The sequence below is a fragment of the Olivibacter sp. 47 genome, from assembly GCF_030372825.1.
Lineage (GTDB): Bacteria > Bacteroidota > Bacteroidia > Sphingobacteriales > Sphingobacteriaceae > Olivibacter > Olivibacter oleidegradans.
Map to the genome: position 1 here is coordinate 5,729,588 of NZ_JAUCNR010000001.1, position 18,688 is coordinate 5,748,275.

18 protein-coding genes and 1 pseudogene are annotated in these 18,688 nt (G+C 39.6%); 6 read left to right on the plus strand and 13 right to left on the minus strand.

The features are described 5' to 3' along the window. Positions 1-151: 151 nt before the first annotated feature. The gene (locus QT327_RS24830; RefSeq protein WP_130854580.1) at positions 152-577 is read left to right on the plus strand and encodes a YybH family protein; all 426 of its coding nucleotides are present in this window, start codon (positions 152-154) and stop codon (positions 575-577) included. A gap of 32 nt (positions 578-609) precedes the next feature. Here QT327_RS24830 and QT327_RS24835 read toward each other — a convergent pair whose 3' ends face one another. From QT327_RS24835 to QT327_RS24845, 3 genes are all read right to left on the minus strand, one after another. Then, positions 610-1,377, minus strand: a complete 768-nt coding sequence (locus tag QT327_RS24835; RefSeq protein WP_013664681.1) for an exodeoxyribonuclease III — start codon at positions 1,375-1,377, stop codon at positions 610-612. Positions 1,378-1,452: 75 nt separating this feature from the next. Then, positions 1,453-2,196, minus strand: a complete 744-nt coding sequence (locus QT327_RS24840) for a peptidylprolyl isomerase (RefSeq protein ID WP_130854579.1) — start codon at positions 2,194-2,196, stop codon at positions 1,453-1,455. A gap of 17 nt (positions 2,197-2,213) precedes the next feature. Beyond that, entirely contained in the window at positions 2,214-2,582 is a 369-nt protein-coding gene (locus QT327_RS24845; RefSeq protein ID WP_041387158.1) for a hypothetical protein, read from the minus strand. Positions 2,583-3,151: 569 nt separating this feature from the next. Between QT327_RS24845 and QT327_RS24850 the strand changes: the two genes are divergently transcribed. Then, positions 3,152-3,541, plus strand: coding sequence for a group III truncated hemoglobin (locus tag QT327_RS24850; RefSeq protein WP_013664685.1), 390 nt, complete (start codon positions 3,152-3,154; stop codon positions 3,539-3,541). A 38-nt stretch (positions 3,542-3,579) separates the two neighbouring features. On the opposite strand, the gene QT327_RS24855 is transcribed toward QT327_RS24850, so the two are convergent. After that, entirely contained in the window at positions 3,580-4,179 is a 600-nt protein-coding gene (locus QT327_RS24855) for a porin family protein (RefSeq protein ID WP_041388020.1), read from the minus strand. A 186-nt stretch (positions 4,180-4,365) separates the two neighbouring features. On the opposite strand from QT327_RS24855, the gene QT327_RS24860 reads away from it, so the two are divergent. Both QT327_RS24860 and QT327_RS24865 read left to right on the plus strand, forming a co-directional pair. Beyond that, positions 4,366-4,581, plus strand: coding sequence for a hypothetical protein (locus QT327_RS24860; protein ID WP_013664687.1), 216 nt, complete (start codon positions 4,366-4,368; stop codon positions 4,579-4,581). Between the two features lie 121 nt (positions 4,582-4,702). Further along, the gene (locus QT327_RS24865; RefSeq protein WP_130854576.1) at positions 4,703-6,445 is read left to right on the plus strand and encodes a S41 family peptidase; all 1,743 of its coding nucleotides are present in this window, start codon (positions 4,703-4,705) and stop codon (positions 6,443-6,445) included. A gap of 4 nt (positions 6,446-6,449) precedes the next feature. On the opposite strand, the gene QT327_RS24870 is transcribed toward QT327_RS24865, so the two are convergent. Together QT327_RS24870 and QT327_RS24875 are read right to left on the minus strand one after the other, a co-directional pair. Beyond that, positions 6,450-7,175, minus strand: a complete 726-nt coding sequence (locus QT327_RS24870) for a LytR/AlgR family response regulator transcription factor (protein WP_013664689.1) — start codon at positions 7,173-7,175, stop codon at positions 6,450-6,452. A gap of 16 nt (positions 7,176-7,191) precedes the next feature. Further along, positions 7,192-8,199 (minus strand): sensor histidine kinase, encoded by a 1,008-nt coding sequence (locus QT327_RS24875; protein WP_013664690.1) that lies wholly within the window; start codon positions 8,197-8,199, stop codon positions 7,192-7,194. Positions 8,200-8,819: 620 nt separating this feature from the next. On the opposite strand from QT327_RS24875, the gene QT327_RS24880 reads away from it, so the two are divergent. Continuing rightward, positions 8,820-9,191: a BlaI/MecI/CopY family transcriptional regulator gene (locus tag QT327_RS24880; protein WP_130854575.1), complete on the plus strand. Its 372-nt coding sequence runs from the start codon at positions 8,820-8,822 to the stop codon at positions 9,189-9,191. Positions 9,192-9,215: 24 nt separating this feature from the next. Further along, entirely contained in the window at positions 9,216-10,847 is a 1,632-nt protein-coding gene (locus QT327_RS24885; RefSeq protein ID WP_130854574.1) for a M56 family metallopeptidase, read from the plus strand. An 81-nt stretch (positions 10,848-10,928) separates the two neighbouring features. Here the strand turns inward: QT327_RS24885 and QT327_RS24890 are convergent. From QT327_RS24890 to QT327_RS24920, 7 genes and pseudogenes are all read right to left on the minus strand, one after another. Continuing rightward, positions 10,929-11,708: pseudogene (locus tag QT327_RS24890) on the minus strand (succinate dehydrogenase/fumarate reductase iron-sulfur subunit). A gap of 27 nt (positions 11,709-11,735) precedes the next feature. Next, positions 11,736-13,673 carry a fumarate reductase/succinate dehydrogenase flavoprotein subunit gene (locus QT327_RS24895; protein ID WP_013664695.1) on the minus strand — a complete coding sequence of 646 codons (1,938 nt, stop codon included), beginning with the start codon at positions 13,671-13,673 and terminating at the stop codon, positions 11,736-11,738. Positions 13,674-13,720: 47 nt separating this feature from the next. Beyond that, the gene (locus QT327_RS24900; protein WP_130854573.1) at positions 13,721-14,494 is read right to left on the minus strand and encodes a succinate dehydrogenase cytochrome b subunit; all 774 of its coding nucleotides are present in this window, start codon (positions 14,492-14,494) and stop codon (positions 13,721-13,723) included. Between the two features lie 343 nt (positions 14,495-14,837). Beyond that, positions 14,838-16,391 carry a Do family serine endopeptidase gene (locus tag QT327_RS24905; RefSeq protein ID WP_013664697.1) on the minus strand — a complete coding sequence of 518 codons (1,554 nt, stop codon included), beginning with the start codon at positions 16,389-16,391 and terminating at the stop codon, positions 14,838-14,840. A gap of 285 nt (positions 16,392-16,676) precedes the next feature. Then, a complete protein-coding gene (locus tag QT327_RS24910; RefSeq protein WP_130855138.1) occupies positions 16,677-17,246 on the minus strand; it encodes a DUF3109 family protein in 570 nt (189 codons plus the stop codon). A 48-nt stretch (positions 17,247-17,294) separates the two neighbouring features. Beyond that, a complete protein-coding gene (locus QT327_RS24915; protein ID WP_289554462.1) occupies positions 17,295-18,071 on the minus strand; it encodes a DUF3108 domain-containing protein in 777 nt (258 codons plus the stop codon). 47 nt (positions 18,072-18,118) lie between these two features. Beyond that, on the minus strand, positions 18,119-18,634 hold the full coding sequence (locus QT327_RS24920; protein WP_013664700.1) for a DUF2480 family protein: 516 nt from the start codon (positions 18,632-18,634) through the stop codon (positions 18,119-18,121). Positions 18,635-18,688 lie beyond the last annotated feature (54 nt).

Here is an 18,688-nt window from a genome sequence, read left to right on the forward strand (position 1 = left end):
ATTCAGCAGTAATATCTATATTGAGCACCGGAAAACGCTTGATATGAAGCGTTCCCGTTTAAAAAAAATTATTTACATCCCGGTTTATTAGCCATTAACCGCCGAATGCAGCATAAAAACAAGCAAAAAATGAATAAAAGACAATAATAGGATGAAAAAAAGTTTATTTTTTCTAGTACTGATCTCCCTATCAGCAGGCCTGTTCGCACAAGAAAAGGAGGTATCGGCCATTAAAAACGTATTGCAGAGGCAAGAACAGGCGTGGAATGTTGGAGATATCCCACGGTTTATGGAGGGCTATTGGAAAAGCGATAGCTTGCTTTTTGTTAGCAAGGCGGGACCTATTTATGGCTGGCAAGGAGCCTTTGACAGATATAAGAAAACTTATCCGGACCGGAACGCCATGGGAACATTAGCTTTTAATCTTTTGCGGTTTGACCGCTTATCTCCAACGAGCTATTTCGTATTGGGTAAATGGCATTTAAAACGGCTGAACGATGATCTTGGAGGTACCTTTACGCTCCTATTTAAAAAAATAGGAGGTAAATGGTTAATCGTTGCTGATCATACCAGTTAAAGGCTGTCATTAATGAACGACAGAACGATTTTTTAGCAATCTAATTCCAAAAATACGGGGCAGTGATCGGAATGTAGCGCATCTGTTAAAATAGCAGCCTGTTTGATACGGCCTTCTAAAGCGCGGCTGGCCATGTTGTAATCAATTCGCCAACCGAGATTTTTAGCCCGTGCATTTGCACGATAGCTCCACCAGGTGTATTGATGAGGCTCCGGATGGAGGTGTCTAAAGGTGTCTATATACCCGCTATTAATGAAGCTTTCCATCCAAGCCCGTTCTTCGGGTAAGAAGCCGGAACTATTGGCATTTGATTTGGGATTGTGGATGTCTATTGCGCGATGACAAATATTATAGTCGCCGGAAATGACAAGGCTGGGGAACTCTGTTAACAATTTATCGCTATAACGGCGAAAATCGTCCAGAAATTGATACTTAAAATCTTGTCGGGCATCGCCGCTAGAGCCGGATGGAAAATAAGCACTTATTATGGACAATTCTTCAAAATCTGCACGGATGATCCTTCCTTCCTTGTCATAGGCCTCAATGCCACAACCATATTCAACATGTTTCGGACTACGTTTTGTTAAAATGGCTGTTCCACTATAACCCTTTTTCTCTGCAGGGAACCAGTAATGTTCATAACCAAGTCCTTCGATCAATAATAAATCAATAAGCTGATCGGGTGAAGCTTTAATCTCTTGCAGACAAACGATATCCGCGTCCGATTCTTTTAACCAATTTATCCAATCCTTACGCATGGCGGCACGAATACCGTTGACGTTATACGTTATTATTTTCATCAATCTAGAGTAGTTCTTTTGTTCTGTCTTGTAATGTACCGGAAATTAGGCGATCTTATTCGATAAGAATCGCTGTTATTTTGCGAACAAATCTAAAAATCGTCTGAAAATGTTTGGCTTATACGGCACTCCCTTCAGCTCTGCTTCCAATTTTCTGGTTGCCAAAGGGGTAAGAATGCTCACCTCCATCGTAACGTTTTGGAGTGGTCGGTCATTGCTGTCTGTGGGCAATGCAGCTATGCTATCAATTAAAGACAAGCCCTTTACGGTTTCGCCAAAAACGGTATAGTTATGATCAAGAAAGGGAGTCCCTCCTATTGTCTCATAAACATTACGTTGGTAGGGTGGGATTTTCCGACCTTCCAGTTTCAACTGCTCTAAACGGTCCAGTTCTTTAGGACTGTACTTTTTACCTTGGACGAGGTAAAATTGTGCTGCACTGGATGATTTGTCGGGGTTATTATCTCGAGCGGCGGCAAGAGCCCCTTTCTTATGAAAGAGACTATCATTGAACTCTGCCGGAATTTTATAATCCAGGTCTCCTTCTCCCAAAAGCGTCCCTTGTGGTGCATTTTTAGAATCGGGATCACCTCCTTGAATCATGAAGTCTTTTATTACCCGATGGAAAAGAGTACCATTATAGAAGCCTTCTTTTACAAGCTTAATGAAGTTATCGCGGTGCTTAGGGGTTTCATTATAGAGCCTTACAATGCATGCTGTGCCATTTACTGAAATACGCGCATAGGTATATTCAGGTTTTGCAGCGAATGTAAATAAGCTAAGAAGTGATAAAGACAAGAAGAGAACTGTTTTCTTCATATAGAATAGCGGATAGATTATAGCGTTTTAGTATTTGTAGAGTTTGGGATATGTTCTTCAAAATAATCAATAATGAGCGACTTTAGAATGAGTTCCTGTTCTAAAAGGGTGTAATTGGGAATTGACTTAATCAATTTCCAATGTGGCCACCCATCTTGGTCGACGCCTTCCAGTTCATAGAAACCCATTTCGCTAAATAATCGGCAGGTTGCAATATGCATTAATTCTTCCTTCTGCCTTTTGGAGAATTTTTGTGGTCCCTTACCCAGCTCCTGTACGCCTATTAGAAACAAAAAAACTTTTATATCGGGAACCTCTGTATCAAAATGATCGGCCGTATATTTTTGCAATACACGCCAGCGATTGTTTATTTCTGATGCATTCATATATTGCAAAGATAACATATACGACGGTATGAATGCAGGAATGGTTCCGTATTAATGCTAAATAATACGGGCCTTAAGAAGCGACTTTAAATCATCGCAGGATTTTTCGATAACCGATGTTACGCGTCACCCGAAATTCAATTACCAAAATGTGGATTTTTTTCCACACTTTGTGTGCCTATGGCGAAGATGAGCGATAGAAAAATGAACTCTTAGGTGCATTGCGGCCCCTTTCTTTTTTTGGCACGCTATTTCTATACAGAATAGTGAAACAATGGCACAGCAAGATAAGAGAGCGTATGAAAGTCATTGTTAATGTCCATCGGGGGAGGCCTCAATAGACAATTAAATTGACAATTTGTGAAACCTATCAAAGGTTTAAATATACAAATGACTTTGCTTTTGAGATACCAAATCAAAATAGTAAAGTTAAGATAACGGTAAAGTACTTTAGAAGTATGTACTGTTTGTTTTAGTATCTGACGGAAGGCTACCATATTCTTGGTGGCCTTTTTTTATTATGCGTATCTTTGTCTAGCTAGTTTAACCAGCGCTTATGAGATAGAGAAATGAATGATATACAGGATAGACGGGATATTGAACACTTAGTTCGCTTATTTTATGAGCGAGCTACAAAAGATACGCTAATAGGGCATTATTTTACTTCGGTAGTTCCGATAAATTGGGATGAACATATTCCCACGATTGTATCTTTCTGGGAAAATATTTTATTTCAAACAGGAGCCTATAAAGGGGGGATGCTTTTTAAGCATATGAACTTAAATTATCTTTCCGCGTTTAAACCAGCCCATTTTGATAGATGGCTTGATATATGGGAAAATACCGTAAACGAGTTGTTTAGTGGCGAACGTGCAGAAGAAGCGAAATTCAGAGCGAACAGTATTGCTATTATTATGCAAACCAAACTAGGTGTATACCCTCCTGAAAATAAGAAGTAAAGAGCAGTGCGGAGAGACACTGCTCTTTTTTGCTAAAATTAAAATAACCTATAGCCAATACCGATAGTCCATACGTTTATTTTTTGCGATTCTGCACCATCTTTAGTTAAGTTACTTAAGCCATGTTCGTAGCGCAAATCAGCTCTAAGCCGCATGATGTCTACACCTACACCACCGGTTAGAGCAATCGCTTGGTTTTTATAAGATCCGGTTTTACCAACCTCGCCTAATCTGTCAAAAACCGAATTGTCTTTATCAATTATAAAGGAGACTACCGGACCTACTTGTACACGGGCAGCGATGGGGCCTAGTCCGATTCGAGTACCTAGTAATAGGGGTAAATCTAAGCTTGTAAAATCCATTTTTACTTCAGCGTCCCCTTCATTTACCTTTGCCTCCGCATTTTTTCCTGTTACGTAAAGCTCCGGTTGAAAATGAAAGCCTGCGCCGCCAATACGCGCCCAAAGGCCCGCTTGATAACCGGTGCGGCTGCTTTTGTCAAACCAGTTCCCGTCTGTTCTTAAGGAAGAAAAATTTAACCCTCCTTTAATACCAAGCTGAAAAGTAGGAAGTAATTGAGCCGAAGCAATTGTCACTGTACTAATCAGTATACAAATAGATAAAAGTGTTTTTTTCATGTTCATACTCGTTTTTAATTGTTAATAGCATGTATGGTAAAGTTTTAGCATCTGTTAACTATACCGATACCTGATTCCACAAATTTCGAGCCTAAAATCGTTTTTTGAGGGTTACAGGCCCGGATATATGTGTTACCTGTTTGATTTAGTGAAATTTTGTTTTAAGTTTGTTTAAAACCAGAATATATGATGTCTTTTACGTTAAATGAAGCTGATTGGAAGGTTCTCCGGGAAAAGATTAAGCGAAAATATAATCACCTGACTGACGAGGACCTTGACTATCGGGCGGGGCAAGAAGAAGATCTCGTCAATAGGTTGTCAACACGGGTGAAAAGAAAACCGGAATATATCTTGTTTACATTAAAGAAGGGGCTAGCGGATTTATCGAGCAATAGGCTTTAGTATAGTTCGTGAGTTATTACCCGCCAATCTACGTCAGATTCTTTGTACAGATTATGCTTATAGTAATGCCTCAAGAGCTTGATTTTTGGGCATTGATCCTCTATCAATAAAATGCAAGCTGATGAAAAGATTAACCAAACGTAGTCACATCGTTAAGCTGTTAGTAGGACTTGTAGTTGGAGTCTTGTTCATGGCTTTCACGTTCGTTAAAGATGATTTCTTTGAGATTGGAAAAAATCTTGAGATCTTCTCAGCTCTTTACCGACAAGTCAGTATGACTTATGTCGAGGATGTAAATCCAAATCTCTTAATGAAAAAGGGAATCAATGCCATGCTGGAAGAATTGGATCCCTACACCGAATTCGTGCCTGAATCAGACTTAGATGATTTTCGTCTTAGGTATATAAACACACAATATGCAGGATTGGGTGCCAAGATTGTAAGTTTAGAAGATAAAAGTATTCAAATTGCCGAAATATTTGAGGCCTATCCTGCCCATAAAGCAGGGTTGGAGGTGGGAGACGAAATTATACGTATCAACGGCCAGGCGGTTAAAGGAATGACTTCGGAAGATGTTAGTCATCTATTAAAGGGGGAAGAAGGGACCGTAATTGAACTGGGCATCAAAAAGAACCTGACCGGAACCCTGGAAAATATCAAAGTTACCCGTCAGAACATCATACAGCCTAATGTGAGCTATTCGACTACACTGCCCGGAAATATAGGTTATATAAAACTGGATAAGTTCCTAACCGGCGCTGCGGATGAAGTTCGCAAAGCGATTCTTGAAATGAGGCGAACAGCTCCATTAAAGGGGCTTGTGCTGGATTTACGTGATAACGGAGGGGGAATACTGCAGGAATCGGTGAAGATTGTAAATTTTTTTGTTCGGCAAGGACAGGAAGTAGTTTTTCAACAAGGAAGACAAGGGGATAACCGATTTACTTATATCACGAAGCAAGCTCCTTTAGCCCTTCAATTACCTTTAGTTGTATTGATCAATGAGCGCTCGGCTTCTGCCTCTGAAATAGTGGCGGGTGCGTTGCAAGATTTGGATCGTGCGGTAGTTATAGGAAAAAAGAGTTTCGGGAAAGGACTCGTGCAACAAACCTATCGTTTGCCTTATAATAATTTAGTAAAAGTAACGGTAGCAAAGTATTATACACCCTCAGGCAGATGCATTCAAGCGCTCGACTATGCGCACAAGGATAACCGGGGCAAGGCGATAAAGATTAATGATAGTTTAATCACGGAGTTTAGTACGGTAAATGGAAGAAAAGTATATAATGGTGACGGTATATCGCCTGATATTGAAATAAATGAACAAGCCCAAAGTATGATTGTACAGGAGTTGAAAAATAAATTTTTAATTTCCGGTTATGCCAATCAGTATTATCATAAACATAGTTCGCTAAAAGACCTTCAGTCGTTTCGGCTGTCGGATGAAGATTATAGCGACTTTTTGACGTATCTATCGGCCCATAATTTCACCTACAGTACACGTTCGGAAAAGGCTCTTCAATACTTGCGGTCAGAGCTGGAAAAGGAAAGTCGGAGCGAGCAGGTTGCAGACGAATTGAAAGTCCTTGCGCAAAAGATAAGGTCGCACAAAAATCGAGACTTAGTACTTTATAAAGAATATATAAAGGGACAGCTTGAAGAAGAGATTGCGTCGCGGTACTATTTTCAGAAAGGTAGGTATCGTGTAGCATTAACGAAAGACGACGCTACAAAAAAGGCTCAACAGATCTTAGCCGCGACCGATATGTTGGTTTATAATAACGTGCTTTCGGGAAAAGGTAACTATCATATTATTGGAAAGCCGAAGGTCCACCTAGCCTCTGCGGAGCCCTTGAATAATTGAACTTTTAACCATGTTTTTCGCCGATGCGTTTAAAGAAGGAATCCCGGTAGGTATCTCCTATTGGAATCAACTTTTCTTTTAACGAGATCCGGCCACGTTCTATACTCTCAATTTTTTCCAAAGCTACGATGTATGACTTATGAACGCGGACGAATCGCTCCTCGGGAAGCGTTTCTTCCATCTTTTTCATATTTTGAAGGGTTATTATCCGTTCACTGGAAGTATAAATCGAGATATAATCTTTGAGCCCTTCGATGTAATAAATGTCATCATAGTCGACACGTTGAATCTTATGCTCTGTTTTTACGAATATAAACTCACTGTTTTTATTATGATTCTGTGATTGATCAACCGAGGAGTTTTTTGGAGAAAAATGAATCTTTTGACTAATGACTTTCTGAATGGATTTATAAAACCTATCAAAGGCAATGGGTTTTAGTAAATAGTCAGTGACGTTCAGCTCGTAGCCTTCGAGCGCATATTGAGGGTAAGCCGTGGTGAGAATTACATCACATTTTCCATTTATGATTTTTAAAAATTGGATGCCGGTTAATTCCGGCATTTGTATGTCCAGGAAGACCAGATCAATTGCCCCTTGTTGTACCAAGCCTAAACCCTCGATGGCATTGGTGGTTGTTGCTGATAAGGTAAGCTCCGGTACTTTTTGAATATAATCTGCTATAATATCTAATGCCAAAGGTTCGTCATCAACTACTAAACATCGTATCATGGTTTATGAATTTGCTTTATAAATATACAAATAATTCGCTGCTGTAATAATCTTCGTTATCGTGTACAATGAAGCTATGCTTGTCGGGATACCCAAGCTCCAACCGCCTTTTTAGATTGGTCAGGCCAATTCCTCCGGACTTATCTTTATTTAGCTTGTTCTTCTTGTTCTGCGCTTTGAAGTGCAGGCGACTATTCTGAACTTCAACGGTGATTCTAATCGGATGTTCCTTGTCTGTTGCAACGCCATGCTTGAAAACATTTTCAAGAAAGGAAATTACTAACAGCGGCATGATGCGGTGCTGATAATTGTCGATGTTGATATGAAGATCCAGATACACTTGTTCCTTAACCCGAAGTTTTTGGAGTTCTATATAATTTTCCAGGTAATTTATCTCTTCTTCTAAGGACACCTTCTCGTCATTGCTTTCATATAGCATATAACGCATAATTTCGGATAATCTCAATATGGCTTCCGGTGCTTTATCTGATTTTTGGTAGGCAAGTGAATAAATATTATTGAGCGAGTTGAAAAGAAAGTGTGGGTTAATCTGCGTCTTTAAAAAAGCCAGCTCTGCGTTCAGTTTTTCCGTTTCTAGTGTTTTCCTTGCCTGTTCCATTTGATAGGAATTTGTCGCCAGCCGAAAGGCATAACCTAGTAGCATAAAAAACAGGGTGATTATAATGGCTGAAGTAAAGTATTCTGCTTTGGTTAAGGTTCGTTCCATATGGTCACCGTAACGCATAAGAATAGGTTCATTATAGACGGCGATTGTCAACTTAATGAGCGCGCAAACAAATAAGCAGCAAGTGGAGATAATAAAGCCCGAAAGGTAACGCTTGTTTCCAATAAAATAAGAGGCAGTAAAGAAATAAGTAAAATAAAAGATTCCAACATTAAATACCGTGAACAGACTGTAAAAGATTAAATGCGGAAGACTGTTCTTATTGTCATTTGCCAAAAATAATAGGGTGGCTAAAATAAGCCAAACGAGTATATGGTAAAGGATGTGACTTCTCTTCATGTAGGCTAAGCGCTCTTATTTTTATATTATGCTTTTATAGCTGCTTACAAGGTAACAAATATATCTTTTATGTGGCAATTTAGGTACTCTTGATATACTAACGGCCCCGCTTAAGCGATGAACTTGCTAATACAGCCGATGTAATGAATCTCCTGTTTGTCTAGAAATATAAAGCGTTAGTCTAAAAAACTTTATTAAAAAAGAAAACACTCGTTTATTTGTATCATAATAATTAAGAAAAAAAATGAACACCTTAACTCCTAAAAATATGAAAACGCTTTTATCGAATATTTCTCCATTCTTGCTGTTATTGATACCGATATTAATAGCAGCTTTGGTGATATGTACGCATGTCAATACAGAAGTCATACAAAGATCCGCAGATTTAAATGCCTCCTTTGTTACGATCCCTAAATATTTAAACGTGAGGGCTCTTCTTTTCTGATTCGGTTAAGATAGCGGAACTGTTTTTTAAGGAGAAAAGGTTGTAAGATTTTCCCCATCATATATTTTTATGGACGCCCATTTAATAGGGCGTTTTTTTTATTTTAAAATAACTAAGAAAATAGTTGTAAAACTAAATATTTAGTTTTAAGTTTGTGTTATTAACCGGAAAATATATGGAAATCAAAGAATTAACACGCGCTGAAGAGCAGGTTATGCAAGAGCTTTGGAAGCTGGGTAAAGCTTTTGTGAAGGATATCATTGAGCAAATGGACGAACCCAAACCTGCATACAATACCGTATCTACAATCATTCGCATTCTTGAAGCCAAAGGTTTTGTTGATCATGAAAGTTTTGGGAAAAGTCACCGTTACTTTGCCAAGGTGAGCAAGGATGCCTATAAAGAGTTTGCGACGGGCAAATTGTTATCTGGGTATTTTGATAATTCACCTCGCAGTATGCTGTCGTTTTTTTTACAAGAGCATAAGCTGGATGTAAAGGAAACGGATGAGCTATTAAGACTGCTGGAAAAAGCGAAAAAGAAGTAAAGTGTACACCTTATAATACTAATTATGATGAACTATCTGATTATAGCCAACATCTATTTAACCCTGTTTTACGGCTTTTATAGGTTTTTCCTAGCGAGAGAGACATTTTTTCAGTTGAATAGAATTTATTTGGTGGCGACCACCGCCTTATCGTTTATTCTGCCAATGGTTCACTTGGAGTGGTTACAGAACGCTTTTGGATCATCAACGGTTTTTGTTGCTAGATCAAGTTTAGATGCAGTAACCGTTGATATAGGAGTAAGTCGGGATACAGCTAGCCCTTTTAGAGGGATAAATATACCTCTATGGATTTACTTGTATATGGGAGGTGTACTGGCGCAAGGACTGCTGCTTATCAGGAAAACGAGACGATTAATAAAGCGATTGCAGGCAAACAATCGTGGAGACGCCTATTCTTTCATGCGTACCATTAAGGTAGATACGAAGCAGGAGGGCAGCGCGAAAGTGATGGCGCACGAGTTAGTACATGTGCAGGAGTGGCATACGCTGGACGTGCTCTTCGTTGAGTTGATTAAAATTTTCAATTGGTTTAACCCTGTAATTTATTTTTTGGCAAGTTCACTCAAGTTGACACATGAGTATATTGCTGACGAAAAAATAAATGCGAGTCACGCAGATAAAATTGCTTATGCCGAGTTGCTGATTAGCCGTACCTTTTCGGTATCATCATCCGTCTTAACGAATAATTTTTTGAATCAATCGTTTATAAAAAATAGGATTGTTATGCTTTTAAAAGACAAATCAAAAAGACCCGCATTGCTAAAATATGTTTTGGCTGTGCCATTGTTTGCTGCTATGTTAATATTTTCATCAGCAAAAGTGAGTGATAAGACCAAGCGTTTAACCGACTTTGCTCTTGGAGCTCCAGTGGGAGGTAACTTTTACAAGTTAGTTGGCAGTAATATAAGGTATTTACCAGAAGCTAAAACCAATAATGCAGAAGGAAGTGTAGAAATTGCCTTCGAAAAGAATAATAGTTCGATCGAAGCGAAGGTTCTGAATACGATAGGCTATGGACAGGAGATGGAGGTTTTGCGTGTATTGAAATTGCCAGCGGTAATGAATGAAACGCCGACAGGAAAGAATATACTTCGTGTGAGTTTTAGAATGGAATATGATGGTAAGGAAGGAAATAGTCAATCTAAGGGGAAATATTCTTCGACTAAGTTGGTGGGATATGAAAACCTAGAAGAAATTATTATTGTTGGTTACGGTTCTTCTACTAATAAAAATAAATTATTGAGTAACCAGCAAGACAGTACCTGGGAAAATATTGCTGATTTTAATGATTTAGATGTGCAGCCAACTTTTCCGGGTGGGATAAATGCCTTTTACAAGTGGATCGGAGAGAATTTTAAGTACTCTATGGAAGCGAAAGAGAAAGGTATTTCAGGGACGGTTTTAGTGTCGTATATAATAGAAAAAGACGGAAGTTTGAATAATATTAAAGTAGTTGAAGATTTGGGTTATGGAACAGGGCAAGCTGCTCTCGATTTGTTAAGTCACTCACCCAAATGGTCCCCCGGGCAGAAAAACGGGCAGGCTGTTCGAGTTATGTATAATCTTCCAATCCGATTAAATTTAGCTACTCAGAAACAAAACGAAACATCTAAGCAGAAAGCTTCAAGTCTTTAATAATCTAAACTAATAGAATGAAAAAAGCGGTATCCTCCAAAAGAGGAACCGCTTTTTTTGCTTAGTTAGTGTAAAACGGTTTTATGAATGAGCAGTTTTTTCTTTAAAGAACTTCGCATTAAAGTAATCTCTATTCATTCTCGCAATATTTGTCAACTTAATGCCCACCGGACATTCTGCTTCACAAGCCTTTGTAACGGTACAGGCACCAAAACCTTCTTTATCCATTTGCTCTACCATAGCCTGTGCTCTTTGGTAACGTTCTGCCTGTCCTTGCGGCAATAGTGCATATTGTGATATTTTCGCCGAAACAAATAACATGGCAGAGGCATTCTTACAAGCCGCGACGCATGCTCCACATCCAATACAGGTAGCTGATTCAAAAGCTTCATCCGCCTTTGGTTTGGGAATTGGAATAGCGTTTCCGTCAGGAACGCCACCGGTGTTCACGGATACATATCCACCTGCCTGTTGAATGCGGTCAAAAGCCGTACGGTCAACCGCTAAGTCCTTGATTACCGGAAAAGCCGCAGCTCTCCAAGGTTCAATGACGATAGTTTGTCCATCGTGGAAGCTGCGCATATGTAATTGACAGGTGGTTGTTCCTTGCTTAGGACCATGTGGCTGCCCGTTAATATGCAGCGAACACATGCCGCAGATACCTTCACGGCAATCGTGATCAAAATATATGGGATCTTCTCCCTTTCTTGTCAGGTCTTCGTTTACAACATCAAGCATTTCTAAAAATGACATATCCGAGGAAATACCATTGCTTGTATTGTAACAAATTTACCTTTTGTATTTTCATTTTTTTGATCGCCAAACTTTTAGCGTTAAATTCATTGTTCTTTCTTCACTCATGATGCTTTATATATTTGAGTGGTTAAATTATTTATAACTTCTTTGGGTCAACTTCACATTCTCAAATACGAGTGCTTCTTTGTGAAGTGTTTCCGGTTGATTATCACCGTTATACTGCCATGCTGCTACATAAGCGAAATTGTCATCGTCCCGCTTTGCTTCACCTTCCGGGGTAGCGCTTTCCTCGCGGAAATGGCCGCCGCAAGATTCACTGCGATTTAAGGCATCATCAACCATTAATTCGCCAAGTTCTAAGAAATCGGCTACGCGACCGGCTTTTTCCAATGACAGATTTAGCTCTTCGTTCTCTCCTAAGACGGTGACATCACTCCAAAATTCCTTTCGAAGTTCTTGAATCATTACTTTTGCTTTTTTCAACCCTTCTTCATTTCTAGCCATACCGCAGTATTCCCACATAATGTGGCCAAGCTTCTTATGAATGTCATCTACGGTTTTCGATCCCTTAAGGCTAAGAAGTTTTTTGACCTTCTCTTCTACTTCTTTCCGGGTAGTTTCAAAAGCAGGATGATTTTTGTCAACCGGAGCAAAGCTTCCCAAGCTGGTTAGGTAATCACCTACAGTATATGGAATTACAAAGTAACCATCGGCCAAACCCTGCATGAGTGCAGAAGCACCCAACCGGTTTGCTCCGTGGTCAGAGAAATTACATTCACCCAAAGCATATAGACCAGGGATACTGGTCATCAGATTATAGTCAACCCATAATCCCCCCATGGTGTAGTGTACAGCCGGATAAATACGCATAGGTTGTTTGTATGGATTTTCATCCGTAATCTGATAGTACATATCAAAGAGGTTGCCGTATTTAGCGCGTACCGTATCTTCGCCCATCCGTTGGATGGCCTCTGCAAAATCAAGAAATACCGCTAGTCCGGTTTTGCCGACGCCTCTTCCCTCATCGCACATCATTTTAGCATTTCTGGAAGCCACATCACGGGGAACCAGGTTACCGAAGGACGGATATTTCCGCTCCAAGAAGTAATCTCTATCGTCCTCTTTAATGTCCGACGGCTTTAACTGTCCTTTTCTGAGCTTCTCTGCTAATTCAACTGTTTTAGGCACCCAAACTCTACCGTCATTACGTAATGACTCGGACATCAAAGTTAACTTCGATTGGTGGTCGCCAGTTACAGGAATACAGGTCGGGTGAATCTGCGTGTAACAAGGATTCGCAAAGAAAGCACCACGTTTGTGCGCTCTCCAGGCAGCAGTTACGTTACATCCCATGGCATTTGTAGATAAGAAGAAAACGTTGCCATATCCGCCGGTACACAATAGAACCGCATGCCCTTCATGCGACTCGATTTTACCCGTTTTTAAATCACGGGTAACAATGCCTTTCGCATGTCCGTCAATCATTACCACGTCCAACATCTCATGACGAGTATAGGATTGTACTTTGCCGGCATTAATTTGGCGGTTCAGTGCAGAATAGGCGCCCAGTAAAAGTTGTTGCCCCGTTTGACCGCGAGCATAAAAAGTACGGGAAACCTGTGCTCCACCAAAAGAACGGTTGTCTAACAAGCCGCCGTATTCCCGGGCAAATGGAACGCCTTGTGCTACACATTGGTCGATTATATTGACCGAAACCTCAGCCAAGCGATATACATTGGCTTCACGGGCTCTATAATCGCCTCCTTTAATGGTATCGTAAAATAAGCGATATACACTATCGCCATCATTTTGATAATTTTTAGCAGCGTTTATACCGCCCTGTGCGGCAATGGAGTGCGCACGACGGGGGCTGTCCTGATAACAGAATGTTTTTACATTATAGCCTAGCTCGGCAAGCGATGCCGCAGCAGAAGCTCCTGCTAATCCTGTTCCAACTACAATGATGGTAAACTTACGTTTATTAGCAGGGTTAACTAACTTAAGATTGAATTTATGTTTTGACCATTTTTCGGCTAATGGGCCTTCTGGTATTTTAGAATCTAACATCATCTTTATTCTATTTTTATCACAATTCCGGCGAACCGGGAAAGTGAATTTTATTTACAAAAGAAAAAATACAATGGCATAGCAGCAAAGGCTATCGGAATAATAACGCCAAACAGCCATACTGCAAGAAAGCGCACAATCGGCACATACTTTTTATGATCGAAACCCAGTGATTGGAAGGCACTGTTAAAACCATGAATTAAGTGAAAAGATAAGGCCGCCATTGCCAGTACATAAAAAGCAACTAGAACCGGGTTTTGGAAGGCATATTCTACCTGCTTATATAAATCGCGCGCTTTCGTCACCTCTTCTCCGTTTTCAGTAAACTTTTGATAATCTGTAAAATCTGATGCATTTAGCTCCGTAACCTGTGTTTCTAGCGTATTTAAATTGGTGCGATACTCTATATAAGGCACTTCATCGTTATGGAATTTCCACCAAAAATTGGCCATGTGAGTTGCGATGAAAACCAAAAGCACGGTCCCTAAAATACCCATGTTTCTCGAATTCCAAGTACTGTTTTTATTACCCGCATAACTTGCATAACCAACAGGACGAGCTTTCTTATTATGTAAGGTCAATAATAAGGCATAGATAGCATGGATTATAATAGACGCATACAATAGATAGGACACTGCCTTAATGGGAGGAAAGTGTGTCATGAAGTAGGCATAGTCATTAAAAGCCTTGCCTGCATCATCCTTAAATAATTGGAGATTACCAATCAGGTGTACTATCAGGAATGTACATAAGAACAAACCTGTTAAGGCCATGATTAGTTTTTTCCCTAATGTGGAAGTTAATGCTTGATTAAAACTACTCATTTTGTGTGTTAATTTTATTAATGGTAGGCAAAGCTATTTATTTGATTTAATAATGACATAATAATGGCTATCTATTTACGCAATTTAGAATGGTTCTAATTTTTGACCATTTTTACACAATTTTATAACCGATTTTGTATGTCTCTTTTTGAGGCGATCCTCGGTCTTTTTTTTGAAATCAAGCTTAAACGAGTTGAAGAAGAAGGCTTTATATAATTAATTTGAAATAAACAAGTCCAGGAGGTTCGATGATTGGCAGAAGACGCTGATCCTGGATGTCGTATAACAAAAAAGGGCTCTTCTTGCGAAGAACCCTTTCTGTTTAAAGGTTATATATACTATGTTATTTTAAAGGGAATGTCGACGTATAACGAGCCCCGTCTTGCGTAACACCGCTAAGCTGAATCATGTCATTCTTGCCATATGCTAATGCGCTTTCGACATCATCCACATTATTAACCGGTTTACCATTGATCGCTGTAATGATAAATCCTTTTGGAACATTGTATTCGGCAAATAAACCGTCTCTCCTCACTTCAGATACGACAACACCCGAAGAAATGTTGAACTTCTTTTTCAATTGTGCATTTGCTGGAATGAAGCCTGCGCCTAGCTTGTTGTAAAGTTCAGCGGTACTACGGTTACTACCACTCTTGCCTTCTTTATCTGACTTAATGGAGTCATCTCCTTTCAAGGTTACAACTACTTCTTTTTCCTTTCCATCGCGTTTGTACGTCAACTTAACTTTATCACCAGGGCGTAGTCTTGCTACACGCTCTTGTAGGTCTGGACTTGAGTAGATTACATTTCCGTCAATTTTAGTGATGATATCACCTTTTTTCAAACCTGCTGCGGCACCGCCTCCATTTGGCACTACACTATTGATGTAAAGACCATTAATTTCGGCAACACCCAATTCTTTCGCTACTTCGGTATTGAGCTCTTGGAAGGTTACGCCTACATAGCCGCGTTTTACGCTTCCATATTTTACAAAGTCATCGGCAATCTTTTTAACCAGGTTAACCGGTATGGCAAAACCGTAACCGGCATAGTAGCCACTCTGCGACATAATGGCAGCATTTATACCAATTAACTCGCCGTTGGCATTTACCAGTGCACCGCCACTATTTCCTTTATTGATCACTGCATCGGTTTGAATAAACGATTCGACTGCAGAGCTCGCCGGTATATTATTCGGATCTGCGCCATTTTGCTGCCACTGCTGGTAAAGTTCTTGTCTCTGTTGATCAGCTAATATACCGATGGCGCGACCTTTCGCACTGACGATACCCGCTGTAACGGTCGATTGTAAACCTAAAGGATAGCCCACAGCTAAAACCCACTCGCCAATATTTACATTATCTGAATTACCTAATTTAACAATTGGGAGATTTGTTGCATTAACTTTGATTAATGCCAAATCAGTATTCGGGTCGCGGCCAATGATTTTGGCATCATAAACCTTTTTATTGGTAAGTTCAACGGTGATTTTATCAGCTCCTTCCACCACGTGATTATTCGTTACGATATAACCGTCATTGGAAATGATTACCCCGGAACCTGAAGCCCTTGCCGGCTGCGCTTGACGCTGACGTCCTCTCGGTGCGCCAAAAAATTCCTCAAACATATCCTGAAAAGGATCACCGCCCGATCGACCCGATTGCTCATATTCTGTTTTAATGTGAACGACTGCGGGAGTAACTGCTGCGGCCGCTTGCGTGAAATCAAGATTACCGGTTGAAGCTGCTATGTTACTTGGGTTATTCGCATAGTGAAGTTGTTGCCGCTCTTCAAACGACATTTGGCTAATTTGTTTCTTCTCCAACAATTTGTAACCTCCAACAGCCACCGCTCCACCAATAAGGGCTGTTAGTAGTGTCAATCCTATTTTCTTCATTTTCTATTTTATTTTTTAGCGGTTTGTACCATTATGCGGAGCTTGATGACTTATTACCGGGATGTTGCTTTTTTTCGTTCAAGGAAAATTCGATAAAAATTTGGACCCCTAGTAAAAGTCCTTCGCTCTCCTGTTTGTTTTAGTCAAGTCTGCAAACTTTGATTTGACTCTTTCAAAAGTAATACCATTTGGTGCTTAAAGCCAAATTTTTGGCTTGTCATTTCTGTTAAAAAATGTTAAAGAAAACTTAAAAAACAAGATTAATATGAAAAACTTACAAAGCCATTAAATATGTGGGGATTTTGCTGCTTCCTCCAGTTCTTTATACCATTCTTCTCCGTATTTCCTGATTAATGGTTCTTTCAGAAAGCTATAAACAGGAACCTTTAACTCCCTTCCATAGGAACAAGCGTCATGACAGATATGCCAACGATCATAGTTTAGGACGTCAAATTCCGGATATTTCGTAATACGAATGGGGTATAGGTGGCAGGAAATGGGCTTCTTCCAATGTATAAGACCTTTTTGATAGGCGATCTCAATCGCACATTTTGTAATACCATTTTCCCAGGTCACGTATGCACATTCCTTATTTCCGTCAACACATGGCGTTGTCAAATCACCGTCTTCATCCACCACGTGTGTTCCGGTGCTTTCAATGGTCTCAATTCCTTTAGCCGTCATAAAGGGTTTTACTTCAGGATAAATCTCCTTAAGTATAGTCAACTCGTGCTGATCGAGTGGTGCGCCCGAATCGCCTTCCACGCAACACGCTCCTTTACATCTGTTCAGATTACAGACAAATTGTTCTTTAATGATCTCCTCATTAACCAATACGTCACTAACTTCAATCATCATATCGTTAATATTGCGACAAAATGGCGTTTTTATGTCTTTTTGTCGTTACTTAGTTGTTTTCAGTGGATATTTTAAACCTTTGGCGCCGGTAAGTTCCAAGGTTACCGCTCCTATTAAAATATCTACTTGTGCCTTTACCGGTATTCGGTTATCATCATCCGTTACCCAAAGATGAAGTTTACTATCTTTTTTAAATACACGACCCGGCTCCAATGATGGGCTAAATCGCAGGCACCTAAATGTTCCCAGAGGGGTTTTTATATTTTCTTTACCTAAATAGGTAATGTAGAGATAAGCTAAAGAGTCTTTTAGAAAATAAGAGAGCTTAAATGATTCTCCCTCCTTTATATTCGATAAGTCTAGTGTTCTCGAAAAATAATAGGCAGATAGCAAATCGAATGTCTGCGATTCTTTAGCGGTAAAATTGCCACGCGTTGCCTCAATCTTCTTTTTATCTTGATAAAATCGAATCTTATCGTTTCTCCTATATTTACCTTCTTTGATATCCTCGCTAAAGAAATAAGGAAGGTATGTTTTCTGATCAATATACGAATCGTATTGGTCACGTATATTATAAAAGATACTGAATGCCTTTGAAGTCTTACTAACAGCGGTTAAATGATATGTTGGTTTTCCATCAAACGTTAGATCAGACGGTAAGACTTTTAATACACCTTCTGCTGCCGAAATAAAGCCATATTTAAGCTTATAAGTCAGCTCTTCTCCCGGTTGAAATACGCCCTTTTTTAAATAGGGTAAGACCTGCGCGGACACATGGGCTGAAAACGTAACTGAGATAATAACCGCTAGTAGTTTCTTCATCATAAATTATTTATCGCTAAGCATTAACCAACGCCTTAGACGATACTTTATGTCGTTCGTTTAAATATAGGAACCGTAGAACAAGGCTCACCGTACATAATACTTTTGGCAACTTTTGATAACTTATAAGCAAAGGTAACGAAGGCCGATTCCGGAATTTTTATGTCTCCGCAACCCTTTACTACTACTCGCTGGTCTCTGAACTGCTCTATGTCCAGATTGGATAAGGCACGCTCAAATAATATATCTTCAAAGGTTTTTTTGTCCCCGAAAAAAAGCTCATTTACATAAGGTTCCAATTTATTAGCCAGGAGCATATAGGCCCATGTAGGAACGATTGCATCTGCACTGCAAGTAATCAGCACATTTTTACCTGCGTATTTAGACCAGTCGTTTTCTTTTACAAAGGCACGAAAATCCTTTTCACGTAAAATAAGTCCCTGAAATAAATTGTCTTTTATATCGTAAACGGCTACTTCAGCTTTTGATTTGAGTGATGCTAAATCAAAGGTTAGCAGACCACTGTTTGCAACCCTGTTTACTATGTTTTCTTGAATTTCCATACCCCTCGATTAAATTACAAAATTCCTCTATTGCCACTAATGTTAGGCCGTCTT

Excerpts from the sequence above, each read along its gene's own strand:
- QT327_RS24850 (WP_013664685.1), top strand. The coding sequence starts at position 3,152 with ATGAATGATATACAGGATAGACGGGATATTGAACACTTAGTTCGCTTA.
- QT327_RS24830 (WP_130854580.1), top strand. The coding sequence starts at position 152 with ATGAAAAAAAGTTTATTTTTTCTAGTACTGATCTCCCTATCAGCAGGC.
- QT327_RS24860 (WP_013664687.1), top strand. The coding sequence starts at position 4,366 with ATGATGTCTTTTACGTTAAATGAAGCTGATTGGAAGGTTCTCCGGGAA.
- QT327_RS24855 (WP_041388020.1), bottom strand. The coding sequence starts at position 4,179 with ATGAAAAAAACACTTTTATCTATTTGTATACTGATTAGTACAGTGACA.
- QT327_RS24835 (WP_013664681.1), bottom strand. The coding sequence starts at position 1,377 with ATGAAAATAATAACGTATAACGTCAACGGTATTCGTGCCGCCATGCGT.
- QT327_RS24885 (WP_130854574.1), top strand. The coding sequence starts at position 9,216 with ATGATGAACTATCTGATTATAGCCAACATCTATTTAACCCTGTTTTAC.
- QT327_RS24905 (WP_013664697.1), bottom strand. The coding sequence starts at position 16,391 with ATGAAGAAAATAGGATTGACACTACTAACAGCCCTTATTGGTGGAGCG.
- QT327_RS24880 (WP_130854575.1), top strand. The coding sequence starts at position 8,820 with ATGGAAATCAAAGAATTAACACGCGCTGAAGAGCAGGTTATGCAAGAG.
- QT327_RS24915 (WP_289554462.1), bottom strand. The coding sequence starts at position 18,071 with ATGAAGAAACTACTAGCGGTTATTATCTCAGTTACGTTTTCAGCCCAT.
- QT327_RS24875 (WP_013664690.1), bottom strand. The coding sequence starts at position 8,199 with ATGAAGAGAAGTCACATCCTTTACCATATACTCGTTTGGCTTATTTTA.
- QT327_RS24865 (WP_130854576.1), top strand. The coding sequence starts at position 4,703 with ATGAAAAGATTAACCAAACGTAGTCACATCGTTAAGCTGTTAGTAGGA.
- QT327_RS24895 (WP_013664695.1), bottom strand. The coding sequence starts at position 13,673 with ATGATGTTAGATTCTAAAATACCAGAAGGCCCATTAGCCGAAAAATGG.
- QT327_RS24910 (WP_130855138.1), bottom strand. The coding sequence starts at position 17,246 with ATGATTGAAGTTAGTGACGTATTGGTTAATGAGGAGATCATTAAAGAA.
- QT327_RS24840 (WP_130854579.1), bottom strand. The coding sequence starts at position 2,196 with ATGAAGAAAACAGTTCTCTTCTTGTCTTTATCACTTCTTAGCTTATTT.
- QT327_RS24900 (WP_130854573.1), bottom strand. The coding sequence starts at position 14,494 with ATGAGTAGTTTTAATCAAGCATTAACTTCCACATTAGGGAAAAAACTA.
- QT327_RS24920 (WP_013664700.1), bottom strand. The coding sequence starts at position 18,634 with ATGGAAATTCAAGAAAACATAGTAAACAGGGTTGCAAACAGTGGTCTG.
- QT327_RS24870 (WP_013664689.1), bottom strand. The coding sequence starts at position 7,175 with ATGATACGATGTTTAGTAGTTGATGACGAACCTTTGGCATTAGATATT.
- QT327_RS24845 (WP_041387158.1), bottom strand. The coding sequence starts at position 2,582 with ATGAATGCATCAGAAATAAACAATCGCTGGCGTGTATTGCAAAAATAT.